The sequence below is a fragment of the Mesorhizobium sp. M1A.F.Ca.IN.020.04.1.1 genome (genome assembly GCF_003997315.1).
In the GTDB taxonomy this organism is placed as follows: domain Bacteria; phylum Pseudomonadota; class Alphaproteobacteria; order Rhizobiales; family Rhizobiaceae; genus Mesorhizobium.
In genome coordinates, this window is sequence record NZ_RZSN01000135.1 from 1 (window position 1) to 16,264 (window position 16,264).

Here is a 16,264-nt window from a genome sequence, read left to right on the forward strand (position 1 = left end):
GTAGGCCTTGGTGAAGCCGTCCATCGGAATGCTGGCGACGGTCTGCTTGCCAAAAACAACATCGAGCGAGGTGACTTTGCGCATGGCGCGCAGCAGAGCGAGACTTGTCTTCGCCTGGTTGTCGACCGTCCAGCTGGGACGACCGCCGACGGCATTCGAATAGACTTTCGCGGAAACCTTGATGCCGGGGTCGCCGAAGGTCGCCGCGATGTCCTTGCCGGTCGGCAGGTCCTTGTTGTCGACGGCGATCATGATGGCGGGATAGGCATCCGGCGGCAGCGCGTCGCCGGTCGAGATCGACAGCGTTAGCGTGCCAGCATTGCCGATGCCGTCGACGAAAGCTGCGGAGGCCGCGCAGGTCTTGTGTGCATCCTGCCCGGTGTCGAGCGTGTCGATGATCGTGGTCCATCTGCCGAAGGTGTTTGTGGCCGGTTCTGGCTGCGCCTGCTCCTGCCCGGCCGCGCCGGACACGGCGAAACCGGCCAGCGAGCCGACCAGGGCCAAGGCGGCAAGATGGAAAATGCGCATCATCAAGTCTCCAGTTCGCGACGCCGCCCAATCAGGACGGCGCACTGCCGGCGGATAAAAGATGACGCGCGGCTTCCGGTCAACCGAGATAAGGATAGAGCGGGAAGCGATCCGTCAACGCCGTGACTTTGGCCTTGACCGCAGCCTCGACTGCCGCATTGCCCTCGTCGGAATTCGCCGCCTTCAGCCCGTCCAGCACCTCGGCGATCAGCTTGCCGATCTCGCGGAACTCGGCCTGGCCGAAGCCGCGCGTGGTGCCGGCCGGTGTGCCGAGGCGAACGCCGGAGGTGACGAACGGCTTTTCGGGGTCGAAGGGGATGCCGTTCTTGTTGCAGGTGATGTTGGCGCGGCCGAGAGCCGCCTCGGCGCGCTTGCCGGTGGCGTTTTTCGGGCGCAGGTCGACCAGCATCAGATGGTTGTCGGTGCCGCCCGACACGATGTCGAGGCCGGTTTCCTGCAGGCTCGAAGCCAGCGCCTTGGCGTTGGCGACGATGCTCTCGGCATAGGCTTTGAAGCTCGGCTTCAGCGCCTCGCCGAGCGCCACCGCCTTGGCCGCGACGACATGCATCAGCGGGCCGCCCTGGAGGCCTGGGAAAACCGCCGAGTTCATCTTCTTGGCGATCTCCTCGTCGTTGCACAGGATCATGCCGCCGCGGGGCCCGCGCAGCGACTTGTGCGTCGTCGTGGTCACGACATGCGCATAAGGCAGCGGCGACGGGTGCATACCGCCGGCGACTAGCCCGGCGATATGCGCCATGTCGACCATCAGATAGGCGCCGATCGAATCGGCAATCTCGCGGAAACGCTTCCAGTCCCAGATGCGCGAATAGGCCGTGCCGCCGGCCAGGATCAGCTTCGGCTTCGTCTCATGCGCGGTCTTCTCGATCGCGTCCATATCGAGCAGGTGGTCGTCCTTGCGCACCCCGTAGGAAACGACCTTGAACCATTTGCCGCTCATGTTGACCGGCGAGCCATGCGTGAGATGGCCGCCGGAGTTCAAATCGAGGCCCATGAACGTGTCGCCGGGCTGCAGAAGCGCCAGGAAGACGGCCTGGTTCATCTGGCTGCCCGAGTTCGGCTGGACATTGGCGAAGTTGCAGCCGAAAAGCTTCTTGGCGCGCTCGATGGCCAGTTCCTCGGCCACGTCGACGAACTGGCAGCCGCCGTAATAGCGCTTGCCCGGATAACCCTCGGCATATTTGTTGGTCATGATCGACCCCTGCGCCTCGAGCACGGCGCGGGACACGATGTTTTCCGAGGCGATCAGTTCGATCTCATGGCGCTGGCGGCCAAGCTCGTTGCGGATGGCGCCGAAAATTTCCGGATCGGCGTCGGCAAGCGTGGTCTCGAAGAAGGATTCGAATTTGTTGGAGGCTGCCGCGGCATTTGACATGGCTTGCTTTCCCTTGGGGCCGGAGGTCTGCGAGGTCGCCGCGCCATTAACACAGTTGTTTGGAGCCCGCCACGTTTGCGGCGCGAAATTTGCTGGCCGGATTGCGCCAAGCAAATCGGCTGAACACTATTTCCGGTCGCGCCGGCTTTTGAGCAGCGCTTCTGTCAAAGTGATCTCGGAAAGCAGCGCCCGCATCGTGTGGTCGTTGATCTGGCGGGTGCGGAACATGGCGCGCACGGCGGCGCGCTCCGCCTCTATGCCGGCGTGCCTGAGCTCAAGCTCCAGCCGCCCGGATTCGCGCGCCTCGGCGCGCGCCTCTTCGGCCTCGTCGGAAGCCGCGATGCGGCGCCGGTAGCCGGCAACGATGCTGTCGGCGACCGCGAGCCGGGCCTCGGCCGCCTCGCCTTCGCCGCCCTCGCTGGCGAGGCTCTCGATCTTGGCGATGGCGGCCTTGGCAGCGCCCGCACGCGCCCGCCGCTCCTCGGCCGCACCCGGATCCTCGCCTGGCTCGACCAGCCCGCGGGCGATCCTCGGCAAAGCAAGGCTGGCGATGACCAGCGAGCAGATGATGACGCCGGCGGCGAGGAAGATTACCACGTCTCGCGCTGGAAAGGGCGAGCCATCCTGCAGCGCAAGCGGCAGCGACAGGATGCCGGCAAGCGTGATCGCGCCGCGCACGCCGGCCACCGATCCGGCAAGCCTGACGCGGAAACCAAAGGGCTCTGCCTTGCGCTTGCCGAGCCGCGCGGCGATCATCGATGCCATGTCGCCGATCCAGATCCAGAGGAAGCGCAGGCCGATCACGCAGAGCGTCAAAATGAGCACGGTCAGCACCGGCTCGAACAGCCAGTGCCGGCTGGTGAGCTCCGGCGGGACCCTGCGGATGATGTCAGGAAGCTGCAGGCCGAGCAGGATGAAGAGAGCGCCGTTGAAGACGAAGGTCAGCATCGACCATAGCGACATCGCCTGAATCCGCGCCGAAACCGAGAGATGGCGGAAAATGCCGGAGGTGCCCGTAACCAGGCCGGCGGTGACCGCGGCCAGAATGCCGGAAGCGCCGACATGCTCGGCAATGAGATAGGCGACGAAGGGCAGCAGAACCATCACCAGCACCTGCGCCCCCGCCGGCGTGCCGCCGATGCGGCCAAGCACCTGCAGCGCCTTGGCGGCGACGAACAACGCCGCAATGCCCGCGAGGATGCCGGCCGCCACGGCGTAAAGAAAGCTCAACGAGGCGGCAGCGAACGAAAAGCTGCCGGTCAGCGCCGCCGCAACGGCAAAGCGGAACATGACCAGGCCGGAGGCATCATTGAGCAGGGATTCGCCTTCCAATATGTGCATCAGCCGAGCCGGAACGACATTGCGGTCGACGATCGAGGACACGGCAACGGCATCGGTCGGTGACAGCACGGCGGCCAAAGCGAACGCAACCGCCAGCGGGATGCTTGGCACCAGCCAGTGCAGAGCATACCCGAAGCCGACGATGGTGAAGAAGACAAGCCCGACGGCGAGATCGAGGATCGGCCGGCGCAGCTCGATCAGCTCCCGTTTCGGCGCCGCGAAGGCATCGCCGAACAGAAGCGGCGGAATGAACACCAGCAGGAAGAGTTCCGGATCGATCTCGACATGCAGTCCCTTGGCCGGCCAGGCAAGCGCGGCGCCGATCACAATCTGCAGCACGGGGAGCGGCACCCGCACCAGCCGCACGAGAGCGCCGGAAAGCGCCACGAAAGCAAGCACGACGAGAATGAAGACGGCGACGTCCATGATGCTATTCCAGCTGCTCGCGTTTTAAGTCTCACTTTTCGACGCATGTCGCTCTGCCAAAACCGCTGCGCACTGTTTGGGGACATGCAAACAAAAAAGCCGCTCCAAGAGCGGCCTTTTCTTAATTTATATCAATCGGTTACAGAGCAGAAGTAATCTGCAGCTCGCTGTTGCCGTCGAGGCCGTAAATGTCGTCGCGGAACTGCACGACGCCGGGTCCGGTCGACCATGCCGACAGATACAGGAAGTGGACCGGCACCGGGTTGACCACCTGAACCGGCGTATTCTCGCCAGTCTTGATCGCCGCCTCGAAATGCTGGCGATCCCAGCCGGGCGTATCACGCAGGATCCAGGTGACGAGGTCGCGCACATTCTGGACGCGCACGCAGCCGGAAGAGTCGAAGCGCATCAGCTTGCCGAACAGGCTCTGCTGCGGCGTGTCGTGCATGTAGACGCCGTCCGGGCTCGGGAAGTTGATCTTGACCGAGGCCATGGCGTTGCCGGCGCCGGGATCCTGGCGGAAGCGGTACTTGGCGGCATCGTCCGTCGACCAGTCGACGGTCATCGGATCGACCTCGCTTCCGTCAGGCGCGAACAGCCGGATGTGGCTGTCCTTGAGGTAGTTCGGGTCCTTCCGCATCAGCGGAATGATGTCCTTGCGCACGATCGAGACCGGCGCGTTCCAGTAAGGATTGACGATGATCTCGTTGATCTTGGAATTCACGATCGGCGTCTGGCGGTCGATCTTGCCGACGATCGCGGTGTGGCGCAGCACGACGCGGTCGTTTTCGACGGCTTCCACCTGCGCGGCCGGAATATCGACCAGCACATAGCGGTCGCCGAGCGTGCCCGCCTTCTCGCGCAGCCGCTGCAGATTGGTCTGCAGCTGGCCAAGCCGGATCGGCGCCGGCACGTTCATCGCCGAATAAGTGTATTTGCCCATGGAGCCGTCGGCCGGCAAGCCGTGACGGAGCTGGAAGCGCTTGACCGCCGAGTCGACATAGGAATCGAACGCCGTCGAAATGCCGGCGCTCTGCGACAGGTCGCCCGAGACCATCAGCCGCTTGCGCAGCGGCACGACATCCGGATCGTCGACGCCGAGCTGCAATTTCTTGGTTGCCGGAACCTGCTCCCAGCCGCCCTGGCCGACAATGCCCTGGTACTGCGCCACCGCCTGCTCGGTGAAGGCTACGGTCTGCAGGCTGAAGATCGGCAGCGTCGAGGCAACCTTGCCGGTCTCGCTTGCACGGGCGTCGAACTGGTCGTCCCAATTACCGCGGGTCGAGGATTTCAGAATGTCGCCGATCACATCCTGCGCGCTGGCATGGCCGGCGACGACGGCGGCGGCGAGCGCAGAGGCTCCGGTCAGGAAGAAACGGCGGCTGGTTCTCATGGATGTTCCAGACATTTTAGCTATATCTAATCTCGCTCAGTTCGCTCTACTGGCGGGTTGCCCGCACTCTAGGGTCGGCAATCTTAACAATTAGCCAACCATGACTTGCGTCAGCAGGGGCGTGAAAACATAGGACCACGACACCTGCTCCAGGAAGCGCAGGGCCTCGGCCCGCAGCATCACCCGCATTCTCGCTTTCACTGCGATTATGGCGGCAACGTGACCTTGGCCCGCGATTTGCATCCGGCAAGATGATCAAAAAATGGGACCGAGGCATTTTGGCATCGCCGATAGCGGCGGGTTCACCAGATGCCCGCCGTCATCCTCGGTTTGCCCCTATTTCACCCGGTTCGGGCAGAGGGCTTTGAACTGCTCCAGCGTGTAGTCGTAGCCCGCGGCCCCCGAGCCATCGAGCACCACGTTCTCGTCGGTGTCGGTGATCTGATAATCCGTCTCGCTTCCGGCGGGGCTGCGCCCCTGAAACAGCATGTTGGCGCCGTAAAAGGTGGTGAATTTTCCGCTCTTGCAGTCCGCTGTGACCTCCAGATGCAAGGGCGTTTTCATTTCCTTAGCGATGCAATCCTCGGTCACCTTACCGACATAGTCGCGGCAGTAACCGATGGCGTTCTGCCTCGTATGTTTGGTCAGGATGCTGGCATGCGAGGTGTTGATGCCGGATTTCTTGACGACCGTAACCTCCATTCCGGCCTTGGAGCCATAACCGAGAGTCCGGGCAGCGGCCGGTGAAACAAGGATCACAGCGCAAATCGCAAGCAGGATATGACGCATGAGGCCCTCCTCTTTTGCCTGCAGAGCTTCCACGCGCGCTGCTCGGCGGTCAAGCGCCCTGCTGCAGCGCGCTTTCGCAAAAGAAAAGAACCGGCACCTGTCGGCACCGGCCCTGATTGCTTCCTCCGGCCGCGCTTCTTCGGCGCGACTTCGATCGTCTCAGATTTCGAATCCGCTTACATCCGGTAAGCGATCGTGTCGTTCCAGAAGCGATCCAGACGCTGGAGCGCGCGGTTCATCTGCTTGAACTCGTCGGTGTTGATGCCGCCCACGGCCTCGATCGAGCCGACATGGCGCTCGTAAAGGCCGGCGACGACCTCGGCCACCTCGTTGCCCTTCGGCGTCAGCGAGACGCGGACCGAGCGGCGGTCGATGCGCGAGCGCTGGTGGTTGATGAAGCCGAGGTCGACCAGCTTCTTCAGATTGTAGGAGACGTTCGAGCCGAGATAATAACCGCGCGAGCGCAGCTCGCCGGCGGTCAGCTCCGAATTGCCGATATTGAAGAGCAGCAGCGCCTGGATGGCGTTGATGTCGGAGCGGCCGTTGCGGTCGAACTCGTCCTTGATCACGTCAAGCAGACGGCGATGCAGACGCTCCACCAGCTGCAGCGATTCCATGTACAGCGAACGGATCGCCTCGCGGCGATCGTCGGAAACGTTGGCGGTCTTCGCCGCCGGACGCGAATTGATCATTGTCTTTGCCTCTCGTTTGTCGCCCGGTGATTTTTTGTTCTTCACCTTGATCGCGACACTATCGAATACTCATAAAATTCGACTTAAACGCCAGGGCTAACAAGAGCTTACCGGTAAGAGGTTTCGAAAGAGGCTTAACGAACGGTCATGCGAGCAAGAACAATTAACCTAAAGATTTAGCCAAGGGTTTTGGGGCAGTCGCCGACCTCGTATCTAGGTTCCTGACGCCGCCCGGCAAGCTATTGCCTGAGCTGGCGCTTCTGCAGCCAGATGACCACGCGGAAGACGATGTAGAGCAGCGCCACGCAGGCATGTGAGACGACGATCAGGATCCGATGGCCGAAGAGATTGGGAAAGCCGGCATACATGACGGTCTCGGTCGCCGCGCAGATGAACCAGATCACCGGCCCCCAGGAGGCAAGCATCCAAAGGCCCGCGGCGGCGAAAGGAAAGAAAACGGCAAGCGTGGCCGCGGCCACCTGCCAGTGCACCGGCATCAGGTCGAAGCGCCAGAGCTCGCCCGGATAGATGCCGATCAGCCGGACCCAGTAGAGGACACCGAACAGCAGGCAGTAGCCGGCAATGACCCGCTGGAACCAAGCGAAGATGATCTCGGTGGTCGAGGGCTGCAGCACCACGCGCCTGGAGGTGACCTCGCTCACAGCTCCAGCTCCCCGGCCCCGAGCGGCGCGAAATACGCGTCGACATCGGCCGCGCTCACCGCATCGAGGCTGGCGGGCCGCCATTCCGGCTTCGAACCCTTGTCGATGATGGCGGCGCGGATGCCTTCATAAAAGTCGTGGCCGGCCAGCATGCGGTTGAGGATGCGGAACTCCATCTTCATGCACTCGTCCATCGACAGCGTCGACCCGGCGCTGATCTCGCGCCAGGCGACGTTGAGGCTGGTCGGCGAACGCGTCCTGATCGTCGCCAGCGTCTTGGCGGCGAAAGCGTCGGTGGCGGATGCTCGTTCCAGGCTGGCGACGATAGCGGCGAGCGAGGGTTGCGAAAAATGGCGGGCGATCGATTCCAGATCCTGCCGCTCGGTCTCGCGTCTTGCGGGTGTGAAGAAATCGCGCAACTCCGCGTTCGCGTCGCCGCTTGTCGCCAGCTCGTCAAGAAGCCCCGCCTGGTCCTCGGCCTTGATCGTGTGGGTGGCGAGGCCCGACCACAGGGCATCACCATAGCGGATGCGGTTTCCCGTCAGCCCCAGATACATGCCGAAGCTGCCGCCGAGATCGGGCAGCAAATGGCTGGCGCCAACATCGGGGAAGAAGCCGATGCCGACTTCCGGCATGGCGAATTGCGCGTTCTCGGTCAGCACGCGGTGCGAGCCGTGGAAGGAAATGCCGACCCCGCCGCCCATGACGATGCCGTCGATCAGCGCGACATAGGGTTTCCTGAAGCGGGCGATGCGGGCATTGAGACGATACTCGTCGGCGAAGAAGTCGACCGGCGGCTTGCCGGCGCGGCCCGCCTCGTAAATGTGCAGAATATCGCCACCGGCGGAAAACGCCCTGCCCTCAGCCTTGACGACGACGACGGCGACGCCGGCATCGCCCTCCCAGGCGTCAAGCGCCTTGCCAAGCGCCTTGACCATGCGATGGGTGACGGCATTGAGCGCCTGCGGCCGCGTCAGTGTGACGACGCCCGCCTTGCCGAGACGCTCGAAGCGAATCTCGTCGCCTCCGCCAAAATCCATCGCCAGAGAATCCTCCTCTCCGCCCTTCCAGGGGGATTGAAGTGCTAAAGGCGGCATAAGGATGCGTCAATGGCGGCAACGCCGCGCTGGCGGCCAGCCGCTTCCGGTGTTAGGTAACCGGCAAAGTGTCGCGCGTAGGCGGCGCGACAGATTTCGAGCTAATCGACATGGCTGGGGTTTCTCGTCTCGTTGCTGGATTGGCAGGTCTCCTCTTTCTGGGAGTTGCGCCGGCCGCCGCCGAGGCAGCCTCCGAACTCTACCTGGCGCAGACGATCGTCACCGGCACCGGCGAGGCTAATCGCGAGATCGGCTTCAAGGATTGTCTGGACAAGGTGCTGGTCAAGGTTTCAGGCGATCAGCGGCTGACGCAGAAGCCGGAGATGCTGGCGCTGCGCAATAAGGCGGCCGACTTTGTCCAATCCTTCCGCTACCGCGACCGGCTGGAAGGCGTTCCGATCCATGACGAGCAAGGCACGCATGACCGGCCGCACGATCTCACCTGCCTCTACAAGCCCACAGTCGTCGACAAGCTCCTGGCGCAGCTCGGCAGCAAGCCATGGCACGGCGAGCGGCCGCTGATTGCCGTCTTCATAACGGCCGAGCAAGGGGCGCAACATTTCGTGCTGACGGCCGACGAGGATCGCGGCCAGTCAATGCGCGAATCCTTTGCCAACGCGACGGCGCCGCTCTCGGTGTATGTCAGCTTTCCAAAGGCTGACCAGCTCGCCGGCCTCGACGACAAGGCGCTGCGCACTGCCGATATGGCAAAGCTCGACCAGCTCGCCCGGCAGGCGGGTGCCGACCGGGCGCTCGCCGGCAGCATCGTGTGGAACGACAAGGAATTGGGCTGGATCGCCGACTGGCGGCTGGCCGAAGACGGCAAGACCTATCAATGGCAGGTGCGCGGCGTCAGCTTCGACGAGGCTTTTCGCGTGGCTGTGAAGGGCGCGGCACAGATTCTGTCGGGGAATGGACAGCCGTAAACGTCGGCTGCCCTTCATCCGCCTGCCGGCACCTTCTCCCCGTCAAGGGAGAAGGGAAGTGCTCCAGCGCCGGCGATCCCCTCTCCTCGTTCTTCGCGGAAGCAACTGGCACAATCGTGTCGCATTGGTCAGCGGCAGGGGCGCATGGTAAAAGCCGGGACGACAACAGAGTTCTGGCGATGAACAAGTTTACCCCCGCAAAGCCTGCCGGCGCCCGCAGCGTCGACGAGATCACAGGCAGCCGCAGGCTGCGGCGCATGCGCAAGGCCGACTGGTCGCGCCGGCTGGTGCAGGAAAACCAGCTCTCGGTGAACGATCTGATCTGGCCGATCTTCGTCGTCGACGGCAAAAATGTGCGCGAGCCGATCGCCGCCATGCCGGACGTCTACCGCCTGTCGGTCGACCTCGCGGTGAAGGAAGCGGAGCGCGCCGCCAAGCTCGGCATCCCGGCGATCGCGACTTTCCCCAACATCGAGCTTTCGCTGCGCGACCAGACGGGCTCGCATATCCTCGATCCCGACAATGTCATCAACCGGGCCACCCGCGCCATCAAGGACGCGGTGCCGGAGATCGGCATCATTACCGACGCGGCACTCGATCCATTCACCAGCCATGGCCATGACGGCATCGTGCGCGACGGCATCATCGTCAATGACGAAACCGTCGAGCAGGTCACGGCCGCGGCCGTCATCCAGGCAGCCGCCGGCGCGGACATCATCGCGCCGTCCGACATGATGGACGGCCGCATCGGCGCGATCCGCGACGCGCTGGACGCCAACGGCTTCCAGGACGTGGCGATCATGTCCTATGCGACGAAATTCGCCTCGGCCTTCTACGGCCCCTATCGCGAGGCAGTCGGCACCGCCGGCCTGCTCAAGGGCGACAAGAAGACCTATTATATCGACCACGCGAATTCCGATGAAGCCGTGCGCGAGGCCGAGCAGGATCTGGCCGAAGGCGCCGACATGCTGATGGTGAAGCCTGGGCTGCCCTATCTCGACATCATCCGCCGGCTGAAGGACGAGTTTCAGATGCCGACCTTCGCCTACCAGGTGTCGGGCGAATATTCGATGATCAAGGCGGCCAGCGCCAATGGCTGGATCGACGGCGAAAAGGCGATGCTGGAATCGCTTCTCGCGCTCAAGCGAGCCGGCTGCGACGGTGTCCTCACCTATTTCGCGCCGACCGTTGCGGAGATGCTGAGGGGCTAGGCCCAGGCCCTCGCCGCGTCACCTGGGCGCCGCCCGACGAGTTGATCGCTCGCCGGAAAATTCCGCTTGCATAATGCAATCAGTTAAGCTACTCCATGACTGCTTGCAAAATGCAACTAGTTCAGGCGATCATGTCAAAGCTGCGCGTCAACGCTTTCACCCTGTCGCTGGACGGTTACGGCGCCGGCCCCGATCAGACTCTCGAAAGCCCGCTCGGCGTCGGCGGCGAAGGACTGCATAAATGGATGATCGGCACGCGCACCTTTCGTGAGATGGTGATCGGCAAAGACGGCGGCACCACCGGCAGCGACGACAGCTTCGCCGCGCGCAGTTTTGAGAATGTCGGCGCCTGGATCCTTGGCCGCAACATGTTCGGGCCGGTCCGCGGCGAATGGCCGGACGAGAGCTGGAAAGGCTGGTGGGGCGACAACCCGCCCTATCACGTGCCGGTCTTCGTGCTCACCCATCACAAGCGGGCGCCGATCTTAATGGAAGGCGGCACGACGTTTTACTTCGTCACCGACGGCATCCATTCGGCGCTCGAACAGGCGAAGACGGCCGCCAAGGACAAGGATGTGCGGGTCGGCGGCGGCGTCGCCACGATCCGGCAATATCTGAAGGAAAGCCTGATCGACGAGATGCATCTCGCGATCTCGCCGATCCTGCTCGGCTCCGGCGAGCATCTTTTCGCCGGGCTGGACATGCCGAAGCTCGGCTACCGCTGCACCAGCCAGGTCGCGACCGCCGACGCGACGCATGTGATGATCGGGCGCGCGTAAGCTAGGCTCCCCCTTCTCCCTCTGTGGGAGATGGGGAAGTGCTCAATACTTCGACGGCACATAAAGCTCGCGCGGCAGCACCTGGCGCTCGTAGGCCGGGTTGAAGACGCGCTCCGGCAGCGTGATCTCCTCATGCGGCACGTCTTCGTAAGGCATTTGCTGCAGCAGGTGATCGATGCAGTTCAGTCGGGCCCGCTTCTTGTCGTTGCCTTCGACAATGAACCACGGCGCTTCCTTGATGTTGGTACGGGCGAAGGTCTCTTCCTTGGCTTTGGTGTATTGTTCCCAGCGCACGCGCGACTGCAGGTCCATCGGCGACAGCTTCCACTGCTTCATCGGATCGTGGATGCGCATCAAAAAGCGCATCTGCTGCTCCTCGTCGGTAATCGAGAACCAGTATTTCACCAGCGTGATGCCGGAGCGCACCAGCATGCGTTCGAATTCCGGCACGTCGCGGAAAAACTCTTCGACCTGATCCGCATTGGCAAAGCCCATCACCTGCTCGACGCCCGATCGGTTGTACCAGGAGCGGTCGAACAGCACGATCTCGCCGCCCGCCGGCAGATGCGGCACGTAGCGCTGGAAATACCATTGCGATCTTTCACGCTCGGTCGGCGCCGGCAGCGCGACGACGCGGCAGATGCGCGGATTGAGGCGCTGGGTGATGCGCTTGATGACGCCGCCCTTGCCGGCCGAGTCGCGTCCCTCGAAGATCACCACCAGCTTCTTCTTGTGGTAGGCAACCCAGGACTGCAGCTTGATGAGCTCCGACTGCAGACGCAGCAGCTCGCGGAAATAGGTCGTCCGCTCGATGGAGGGCGGATGCGACTTCTTGTAGATCCTGGCGATCTCGAGCGAGAGCGCGGGCTCGGAAATCTCCAGCTCATAGTCCTCGTCGAGCGTGTCCTCGAGTTCGGCTTCCAGCCAGTCCTTGGCTCCGGAATTCGTCTTGACCTCGTTCATTGCGCAGCTCCTGCCTGTCAGCCACTTTCGCCTCAGATGCGCTCCGGCCGCGGCCGGAAACACAACTCCGTAAGCCGACTGAGATACAGACGCGCAATGACGGTTTTATTGCGAGCAGGAGCCGGCAACGCTGGACCAGCCGATATGTGATCGGCCCGTATCGATGGCGGGGCGACAAGCCGCCCGAATTGTCCTACAAATACTTTCGCCTCTTCCCGGCGCCCGCGACGGCGCGCCTCTTCAAAACAAATCGCAAGGACCTGACATGGAATACCGCACGCTTGGCCGTTCCGGCCTGAAGGTTTCGACATTGACCCTTGGCACGATGACCTTCGGCGGGACGGGCCCGTTCGCCGCCGTCGGCAAATCCGATCTCTCGGAGGCGAGCCGCATCATCGATACCTGCATCGATGCCGGCATCAATCTCATCGACACCGCCAACGTGTATTCGAACGGCCTGTCGGAGGAGATCGTCGGCGAGGCGCTCGGCGGCAAGCGCAAGAACGATGTGCTCATCGCCTCCAAGGCGCGCATGCGGATCGGAAACGGCCCCAACGACGAAGGCCTGTCGCGCCATCACCTGATCCGGGAATGCGAGCGGAGCCTGAAGCGGCTCAAGACCGACGTCATCGACATCTATTTCCTGCATGAGTGGGATGGGGTCACGCCGCTGGAGGAAACGATCGCTGCGCTCGACACTTTGGTCAGCCAGGGCAAGATCCGTTATGTCGGCTGTTCCAATTATTCGGGCTGGCAGGTGATGAAGGCGCTCTCGATCAGCGACAGCCATCATCAGCCGCGCTTCGTCACGCAGCAGATCCACTACACGCTGGAAGCGCGCGAGGCGGAGTACGAGTTGCTGCCGATCTCGGTCGACCAGGGTCTTGGCGTGCTGGTGTGGAGCCCGCTGGCCGGCGGCCTGCTGTCGGGCAAATACCGTCGCGACAGCCCGACGGCCCGCCAGCTTGGCGGCTGGTCCGAACCGCCGATCCGGGACGAGGGAAGGTTGTGGCGGATCGTCGACGTTCTGGTCGAAATCGGCAAGGCGCGCGGCGTTTCGGCGGCACAGGTGGCGCTTGCCTGGCTGCTCGGCCGCCCGGCCGTTTCTTCGCTGGTGATCGGCGCCCGCAACGAAGCCCAACTCAAGGACAACCTCGCCGCGGCCAGCCTGACGCTGTCCCTGGACGAGCGCCTGCGCCTCGACGACGTCAGCCGCCCGCCGGTGCTTTATCCCTACTGGCACCAGCAGCTCACCGCCAAGAACCGGTTCGGCCCCGCCGACCTGGTGCTCGACCGCAGCGATATCTAAGAATCCGCGCCGTGCTCCGCGCCCGAAAACGCGCGGAGGTCAGCCGGCGATAAAACGCCAGACCTCCGGGTCGGGTTCGATCTGGCCGCTGAGCACGAAATATTTGTAGAGGACGAGCAGCGATACCGCCCGCTCGTCCTTTTCGTTGCTGAACCGGCGGCAATAGGCGTTGGCCGCCGTTATGATGCGTTGGGCTTCCGCCGGGTGTTTTTCGAAATAGGCGATCTTGTCGGCGACGTCCGAAAAATCCGACGCCAGAGGCACGTAGTGAACATCGGCCTCGAGCTCAGCCTCGGCGAACCAGGTTTCGTAGGTCGGCGGCGGCATCAGGCAGAGCGAATTCGAGCTCATGATCCACTTGAGGTTCGTCGCCACGTCATTGCCTTCGAGCGAGACGATGTAGCGGAACTGCCGCTGCTGCGCGATCGTGAGATACGGCTTGCGATAGTTCTCCGGGGCGCTTGGCTTGGGCGAGCCGGCATCGCAAGACGGCAGGTCGCGCACGGCATCGACGAACCGTTTGCGGATCGGATTGTTGAAATGACCGCGCCAGACCGCCATCGGGCGCTTGTCGGCGAAGGACAGATTGTCCTTTGGCATGTTGAAATGGCGGAACTTGTCGAGCTTCATGATCACGGCGTTGCCGTTGTCGTTGCGGATCGGGCGATCCTTGACGATTGATGGCACCGCCGGAACGTCGACGACGTCGCCGAACTCGAGATCGATGAGCAGGTGGCGATCGAAGTAGCGGGCGAACTCCTTCAGGTCGTAATAGTACATGCTCCCGAACTTGGGTATTTGACTGGCGGGCACCGCCGCCGCGCTCGGCACGAAGCTATGGTCGAGCCGGTTGTAGTAGTTGACCCGATCACGGACCGTTTTGCTGGAGAGCCGTGCCTGCTCCAGCCGGCGCGCAAGCCGTTGGCGAAAGAGAGCCTGCGGCGCCACATCGCGGGTGATGTTGCGTATGAAATAAAATACCCGCGCTGCGGTGCGTAAGGGCGAGGCCATGCGTCCGTCGTTTAAAGATGTCCGTCGCCTCCTACAGCATTGTGCCGAACATCTTGCAAGCCCGCCCAAGCTGACGAACTTGTTGAAGTTCTAATATTCGACGATGGCCGAGGATCAGGCAGCGACGACGGCAAAGCCCCTGGCGCGCAGGCCGCGCCGCTCGTCATGCAGCGAAGTCACCAGGCGGTCGCGGCTGCCGGCGATGTGGGCCGAGAGCAGCCGTGCCGCCTTTTCGGCGTCACCCTTTCGCACGGCAGCCAGGATGGCGTGGTGCTCGGCCCAGGCGCGGCCAAGCGCCGCCTCGTCGCGCACTTCCAGCCAACGCGCGCGGGAGAGCCTGGTCATTGCATCGCGGACTCCCCTAAGCAGGAATTCATTGCCGGAAAGCCTGGCCAGCTCGATGTGAAAATCCAGACCAACGCGGTGCCATTCCTCGCGCGGCGTACCGGCGTCGCAGGAATCGAGCATCGCCGCGATCACCTCGATCCCGCTGCGATCTTCCAGCGACGCCGTCAACCGCACCGCCGCCACCTCGACCGCCTCGCGGTAGACGGCGATCTGGCCGAGCTCGGCGAGATTGATCGGCGCCACCGTCCAGCCGCGGCCGTCACGAGCGATCAGCCCTTCGGTCTCGAGGCGCAGCAGCGCCGCCCTGACCGGGGTGCGGGAGGCGCCGAAGCGGCTTTCGATCCAACGCTCGGTCAGCCGCTCGCCCGGGCCGATCTCGAGCCCGAGGATCATTTCGCGAAGCTGCCTTTCGACATTCTGCATTTGCGACATTGTCGTTCCGCTCTACGGCACCGCATTGACAGCGGCGGGGTTGAGGTTCATGACGGATACCGATTTGGTATCCCAAAATGGTATCCGGAGCAATCCCGGATAACCAAGCAGGCATGACATGGCAGAAAATAGCACCCAGAGCGGCTACAATATCCATTGGCGAGGCAATCTCGCCGTCTGCTTCGCCGGCTCGTTCAGCACGCTGATTGCCATGACGCTGCTGTTGCCGTTCCTGCCGCTTTATGTCGAACAGCTGGGTGCCGAAGGGCACGCGGCCATCGTGCAATGGTCAGGAGTTGCTTACGGTGCCACCTTCTTTGCCGCGGCGCTGGTCGCCCCTCTGTGGGGGCGGCTCGGCGACCGTTACGGCCGCAAGCTGATGCTGGTGCGCGCCTCGTTCGGCATGGCGATCTGCATGTCGCTGACCGGTATGGTCGAAAGCGTCTGGCAATTGGTGTTGCTGAGGCTCCTGATCGGCTTTGCCGGCGGCTACTCCTCGGGCTCGACGATATTGGTGGCGATGCAGACGCCAAAGGAGCGCTCCGGCTGGGCGCTCGGCGTGCTGTCGGCCGGCATCACGGCCGGCTCGCTGGTCGGACCGCTGCTTGGTGGCATGCTGCCGCCGCTGATCGGCATCCGCGCCACCTTCCTGTTGTCGGGCGCTGTCATCTTTCTCGCTTTTCTGGCCACGACTTTCCTGATCAAGGAAAACCCGCCGGCTCCCAAACCTGTCTCGTCGGCAAAGCCGAAGAGCGGCTGGGCACAGATCCCCGACAAGCGTCCGGTCGTCGCGATGCTGACGACCGGCTTGCTGCTCGCCTTTGCAACCATGTCGATCGAGCCGATCATCACGGTCTATGTGCAGCAGCTCGTCGTGGACCAGAGCAAGGTGACGATGGTCGCGGGCGTGGTGATGTCGGCGGCCGCGCTTGGAACCATCCTGTCCTCGTCGTGGCTGGGCAAG

General features: G+C 63.2%; 16 protein-coding genes. 5 read left to right on the plus strand and 11 right to left on the minus strand.

Annotation, left to right across the window (positions count from 1 at the left end):
• The 8 genes from EOA49_RS23105 to EOA49_RS23140 form a co-directional block, all read right to left on the minus strand.
• Nucleotides 1-528: hypothetical protein (locus EOA49_RS23105; protein WP_127243369.1), on the minus strand; the 528-nt coding region annotated here is incomplete at its 3' end.
• A gap of 79 nt (nt 529-607) precedes the next feature.
• On the minus strand, nt 608-1,921 hold the full coding sequence (gene glyA, locus EOA49_RS23110) for a serine hydroxymethyltransferase (protein WP_067000730.1): 1,314 nt from the start codon (nt 1,919-1,921) through the stop codon (nt 608-610).
• Nucleotides 1,922-2,047: 126 nt separating this feature from the next.
• The gene (locus tag EOA49_RS23115) at nt 2,048-3,688 is read right to left on the minus strand and encodes a Na+/H+ antiporter (RefSeq protein WP_127241353.1); all 1,641 of its coding nucleotides are present in this window, start codon (nt 3,686-3,688) and stop codon (nt 2,048-2,050) included.
• 139 nt (nt 3,689-3,827) lie between these two features.
• Nucleotides 3,828-5,081 carry a L,D-transpeptidase family protein gene (locus EOA49_RS23120; protein WP_067000724.1) on the minus strand — a complete coding sequence of 418 codons (1,254 nt, stop codon included), beginning with the start codon at nt 5,079-5,081 and terminating at the stop codon, nt 3,828-3,830.
• 336 nt (nt 5,082-5,417) lie between these two features.
• Nucleotides 5,418-5,870, minus strand: coding sequence for a hypothetical protein (locus EOA49_RS23125; protein ID WP_127241354.1), 453 nt, complete (start codon nt 5,868-5,870; stop codon nt 5,418-5,420).
• 176 nt (nt 5,871-6,046) lie between these two features.
• Complete coding sequence (locus tag EOA49_RS23130) at nt 6,047-6,562, minus strand: winged helix DNA-binding protein (RefSeq protein WP_067001002.1); 516 nt, start codon at nt 6,560-6,562, stop codon at nt 6,047-6,049.
• A gap of 239 nt (nt 6,563-6,801) precedes the next feature.
• Nucleotides 6,802-7,224 carry a DUF6163 family protein gene (locus EOA49_RS23135; RefSeq protein WP_067000719.1) on the minus strand — a complete coding sequence of 141 codons (423 nt, stop codon included), beginning with the start codon at nt 7,222-7,224 and terminating at the stop codon, nt 6,802-6,804.
• On the minus strand, nt 7,221-8,264 hold the full coding sequence (locus EOA49_RS23140) for an enoyl-CoA hydratase/isomerase family protein (protein ID WP_067330035.1): 1,044 nt from the start codon (nt 8,262-8,264) through the stop codon (nt 7,221-7,223). The genes EOA49_RS23135 and EOA49_RS23140 overlap by 4 nt, the downstream gene beginning before the upstream one ends.
• Before the next feature lie 167 nt (nt 8,265-8,431).
• Here EOA49_RS23140 and EOA49_RS23145 point away from each other — a divergent pair, with 167 nt between their 5' ends.
• From EOA49_RS23145 to EOA49_RS23155, 3 genes are all read left to right on the plus strand, one after another.
• Nucleotides 8,432-9,247, plus strand: a complete 816-nt coding sequence (locus tag EOA49_RS23145) for a DUF2066 domain-containing protein (protein ID WP_127241355.1) — start codon at nt 8,432-8,434, stop codon at nt 9,245-9,247.
• Nucleotides 9,248-9,426: 179 nt separating this feature from the next.
• Nucleotides 9,427-10,458, plus strand: coding sequence for a porphobilinogen synthase (hemB, locus tag EOA49_RS23150; RefSeq protein WP_127241356.1), 1,032 nt, complete (start codon nt 9,427-9,429; stop codon nt 10,456-10,458).
• Between the two features lie 131 nt (nt 10,459-10,589).
• The gene (locus EOA49_RS23155) at nt 10,590-11,237 is read left to right on the plus strand and encodes a dihydrofolate reductase family protein (protein ID WP_067330027.1); all 648 of its coding nucleotides are present in this window, start codon (nt 10,590-10,592) and stop codon (nt 11,235-11,237) included.
• Nucleotides 11,238-11,279: 42 nt separating this feature from the next.
• On the opposite strand, the gene ppk2 is transcribed toward EOA49_RS23155, so the two are convergent.
• The gene (gene ppk2, locus EOA49_RS23160; RefSeq protein WP_067330023.1) at nt 11,280-12,200 is read right to left on the minus strand and encodes a polyphosphate kinase 2; all 921 of its coding nucleotides are present in this window, start codon (nt 12,198-12,200) and stop codon (nt 11,280-11,282) included.
• A 265-nt stretch (nt 12,201-12,465) separates the two neighbouring features.
• Here ppk2 and EOA49_RS23165 point away from each other — a divergent pair, with 265 nt between their 5' ends.
• On the plus strand, nt 12,466-13,509 hold the full coding sequence (locus EOA49_RS23165; RefSeq protein WP_067330020.1) for an aldo/keto reductase: 1,044 nt from the start codon (nt 12,466-12,468) through the stop codon (nt 13,507-13,509).
• 39 nt (nt 13,510-13,548) lie between these two features.
• Here EOA49_RS23165 and EOA49_RS23170 read toward each other — a convergent pair whose 3' ends face one another.
• Nucleotides 13,549-14,520: a glycosyl transferase family 90 gene (locus EOA49_RS23170; protein ID WP_067330017.1), complete on the minus strand. Its 972-nt coding sequence runs from the start codon at nt 14,518-14,520 to the stop codon at nt 13,549-13,551.
• Nucleotides 14,521-14,634: 114 nt separating this feature from the next.
• Nucleotides 14,635-15,300 (minus strand): GntR family transcriptional regulator, encoded by a 666-nt coding sequence (locus EOA49_RS23175; RefSeq protein ID WP_127215871.1) that lies wholly within the window; start codon nt 15,298-15,300, stop codon nt 14,635-14,637.
• A 118-nt stretch (nt 15,301-15,418) separates the two neighbouring features.
• On the opposite strand from EOA49_RS23175, the gene EOA49_RS23180 reads away from it, so the two are divergent.
• A partial coding sequence (locus EOA49_RS23180; RefSeq protein ID WP_127243368.1) for an MFS transporter occupies nt 15,419-16,264 on the plus strand: 846 nt, incomplete at its 3' end.

Coding starts and splice junctions, on each gene's coding strand:
- EOA49_RS23125 (WP_127241354.1), bottom strand. CDS start 5,870: ATGCGTCATATCCTGCTTGCGATTTGCGCTGTGATCCTTGTTTCACCG.
- hemB (WP_127241356.1), top strand. CDS start 9,427: ATGAACAAGTTTACCCCCGCAAAGCCTGCCGGCGCCCGCAGCGTCGAC.
- EOA49_RS23155 (WP_067330027.1), top strand. CDS start 10,590: ATGTCAAAGCTGCGCGTCAACGCTTTCACCCTGTCGCTGGACGGTTAC.
- EOA49_RS23130 (WP_067001002.1), bottom strand. CDS start 6,562: ATGATCAATTCGCGTCCGGCGGCGAAGACCGCCAACGTTTCCGACGAT.
- EOA49_RS23120 (WP_067000724.1), bottom strand. CDS start 5,081: ATGAGAACCAGCCGCCGTTTCTTCCTGACCGGAGCCTCTGCGCTCGCC.
- EOA49_RS23115 (WP_127241353.1), bottom strand. CDS start 3,688: ATGGACGTCGCCGTCTTCATTCTCGTCGTGCTTGCTTTCGTGGCGCTT.
- glyA (WP_067000730.1), bottom strand. CDS start 1,921: ATGTCAAATGCCGCGGCAGCCTCCAACAAATTCGAATCCTTCTTCGAG.
- EOA49_RS23170 (WP_067330017.1), bottom strand. CDS start 14,520: ATGGCCTCGCCCTTACGCACCGCAGCGCGGGTATTTTATTTCATACGC.
- EOA49_RS23145 (WP_127241355.1), top strand. CDS start 8,432: ATGGCTGGGGTTTCTCGTCTCGTTGCTGGATTGGCAGGTCTCCTCTTT.
- EOA49_RS23175 (WP_127215871.1), bottom strand. CDS start 15,300: ATGTCGCAAATGCAGAATGTCGAAAGGCAGCTTCGCGAAATGATCCTC.
- EOA49_RS23165 (WP_067330020.1), top strand. CDS start 12,466: ATGGAATACCGCACGCTTGGCCGTTCCGGCCTGAAGGTTTCGACATTG.
- ppk2 (WP_067330023.1), bottom strand. CDS start 12,200: ATGAACGAGGTCAAGACGAATTCCGGAGCCAAGGACTGGCTGGAAGCC.
- EOA49_RS23140 (WP_067330035.1), bottom strand. CDS start 8,264: ATGGATTTTGGCGGAGGCGACGAGATTCGCTTCGAGCGTCTCGGCAAG.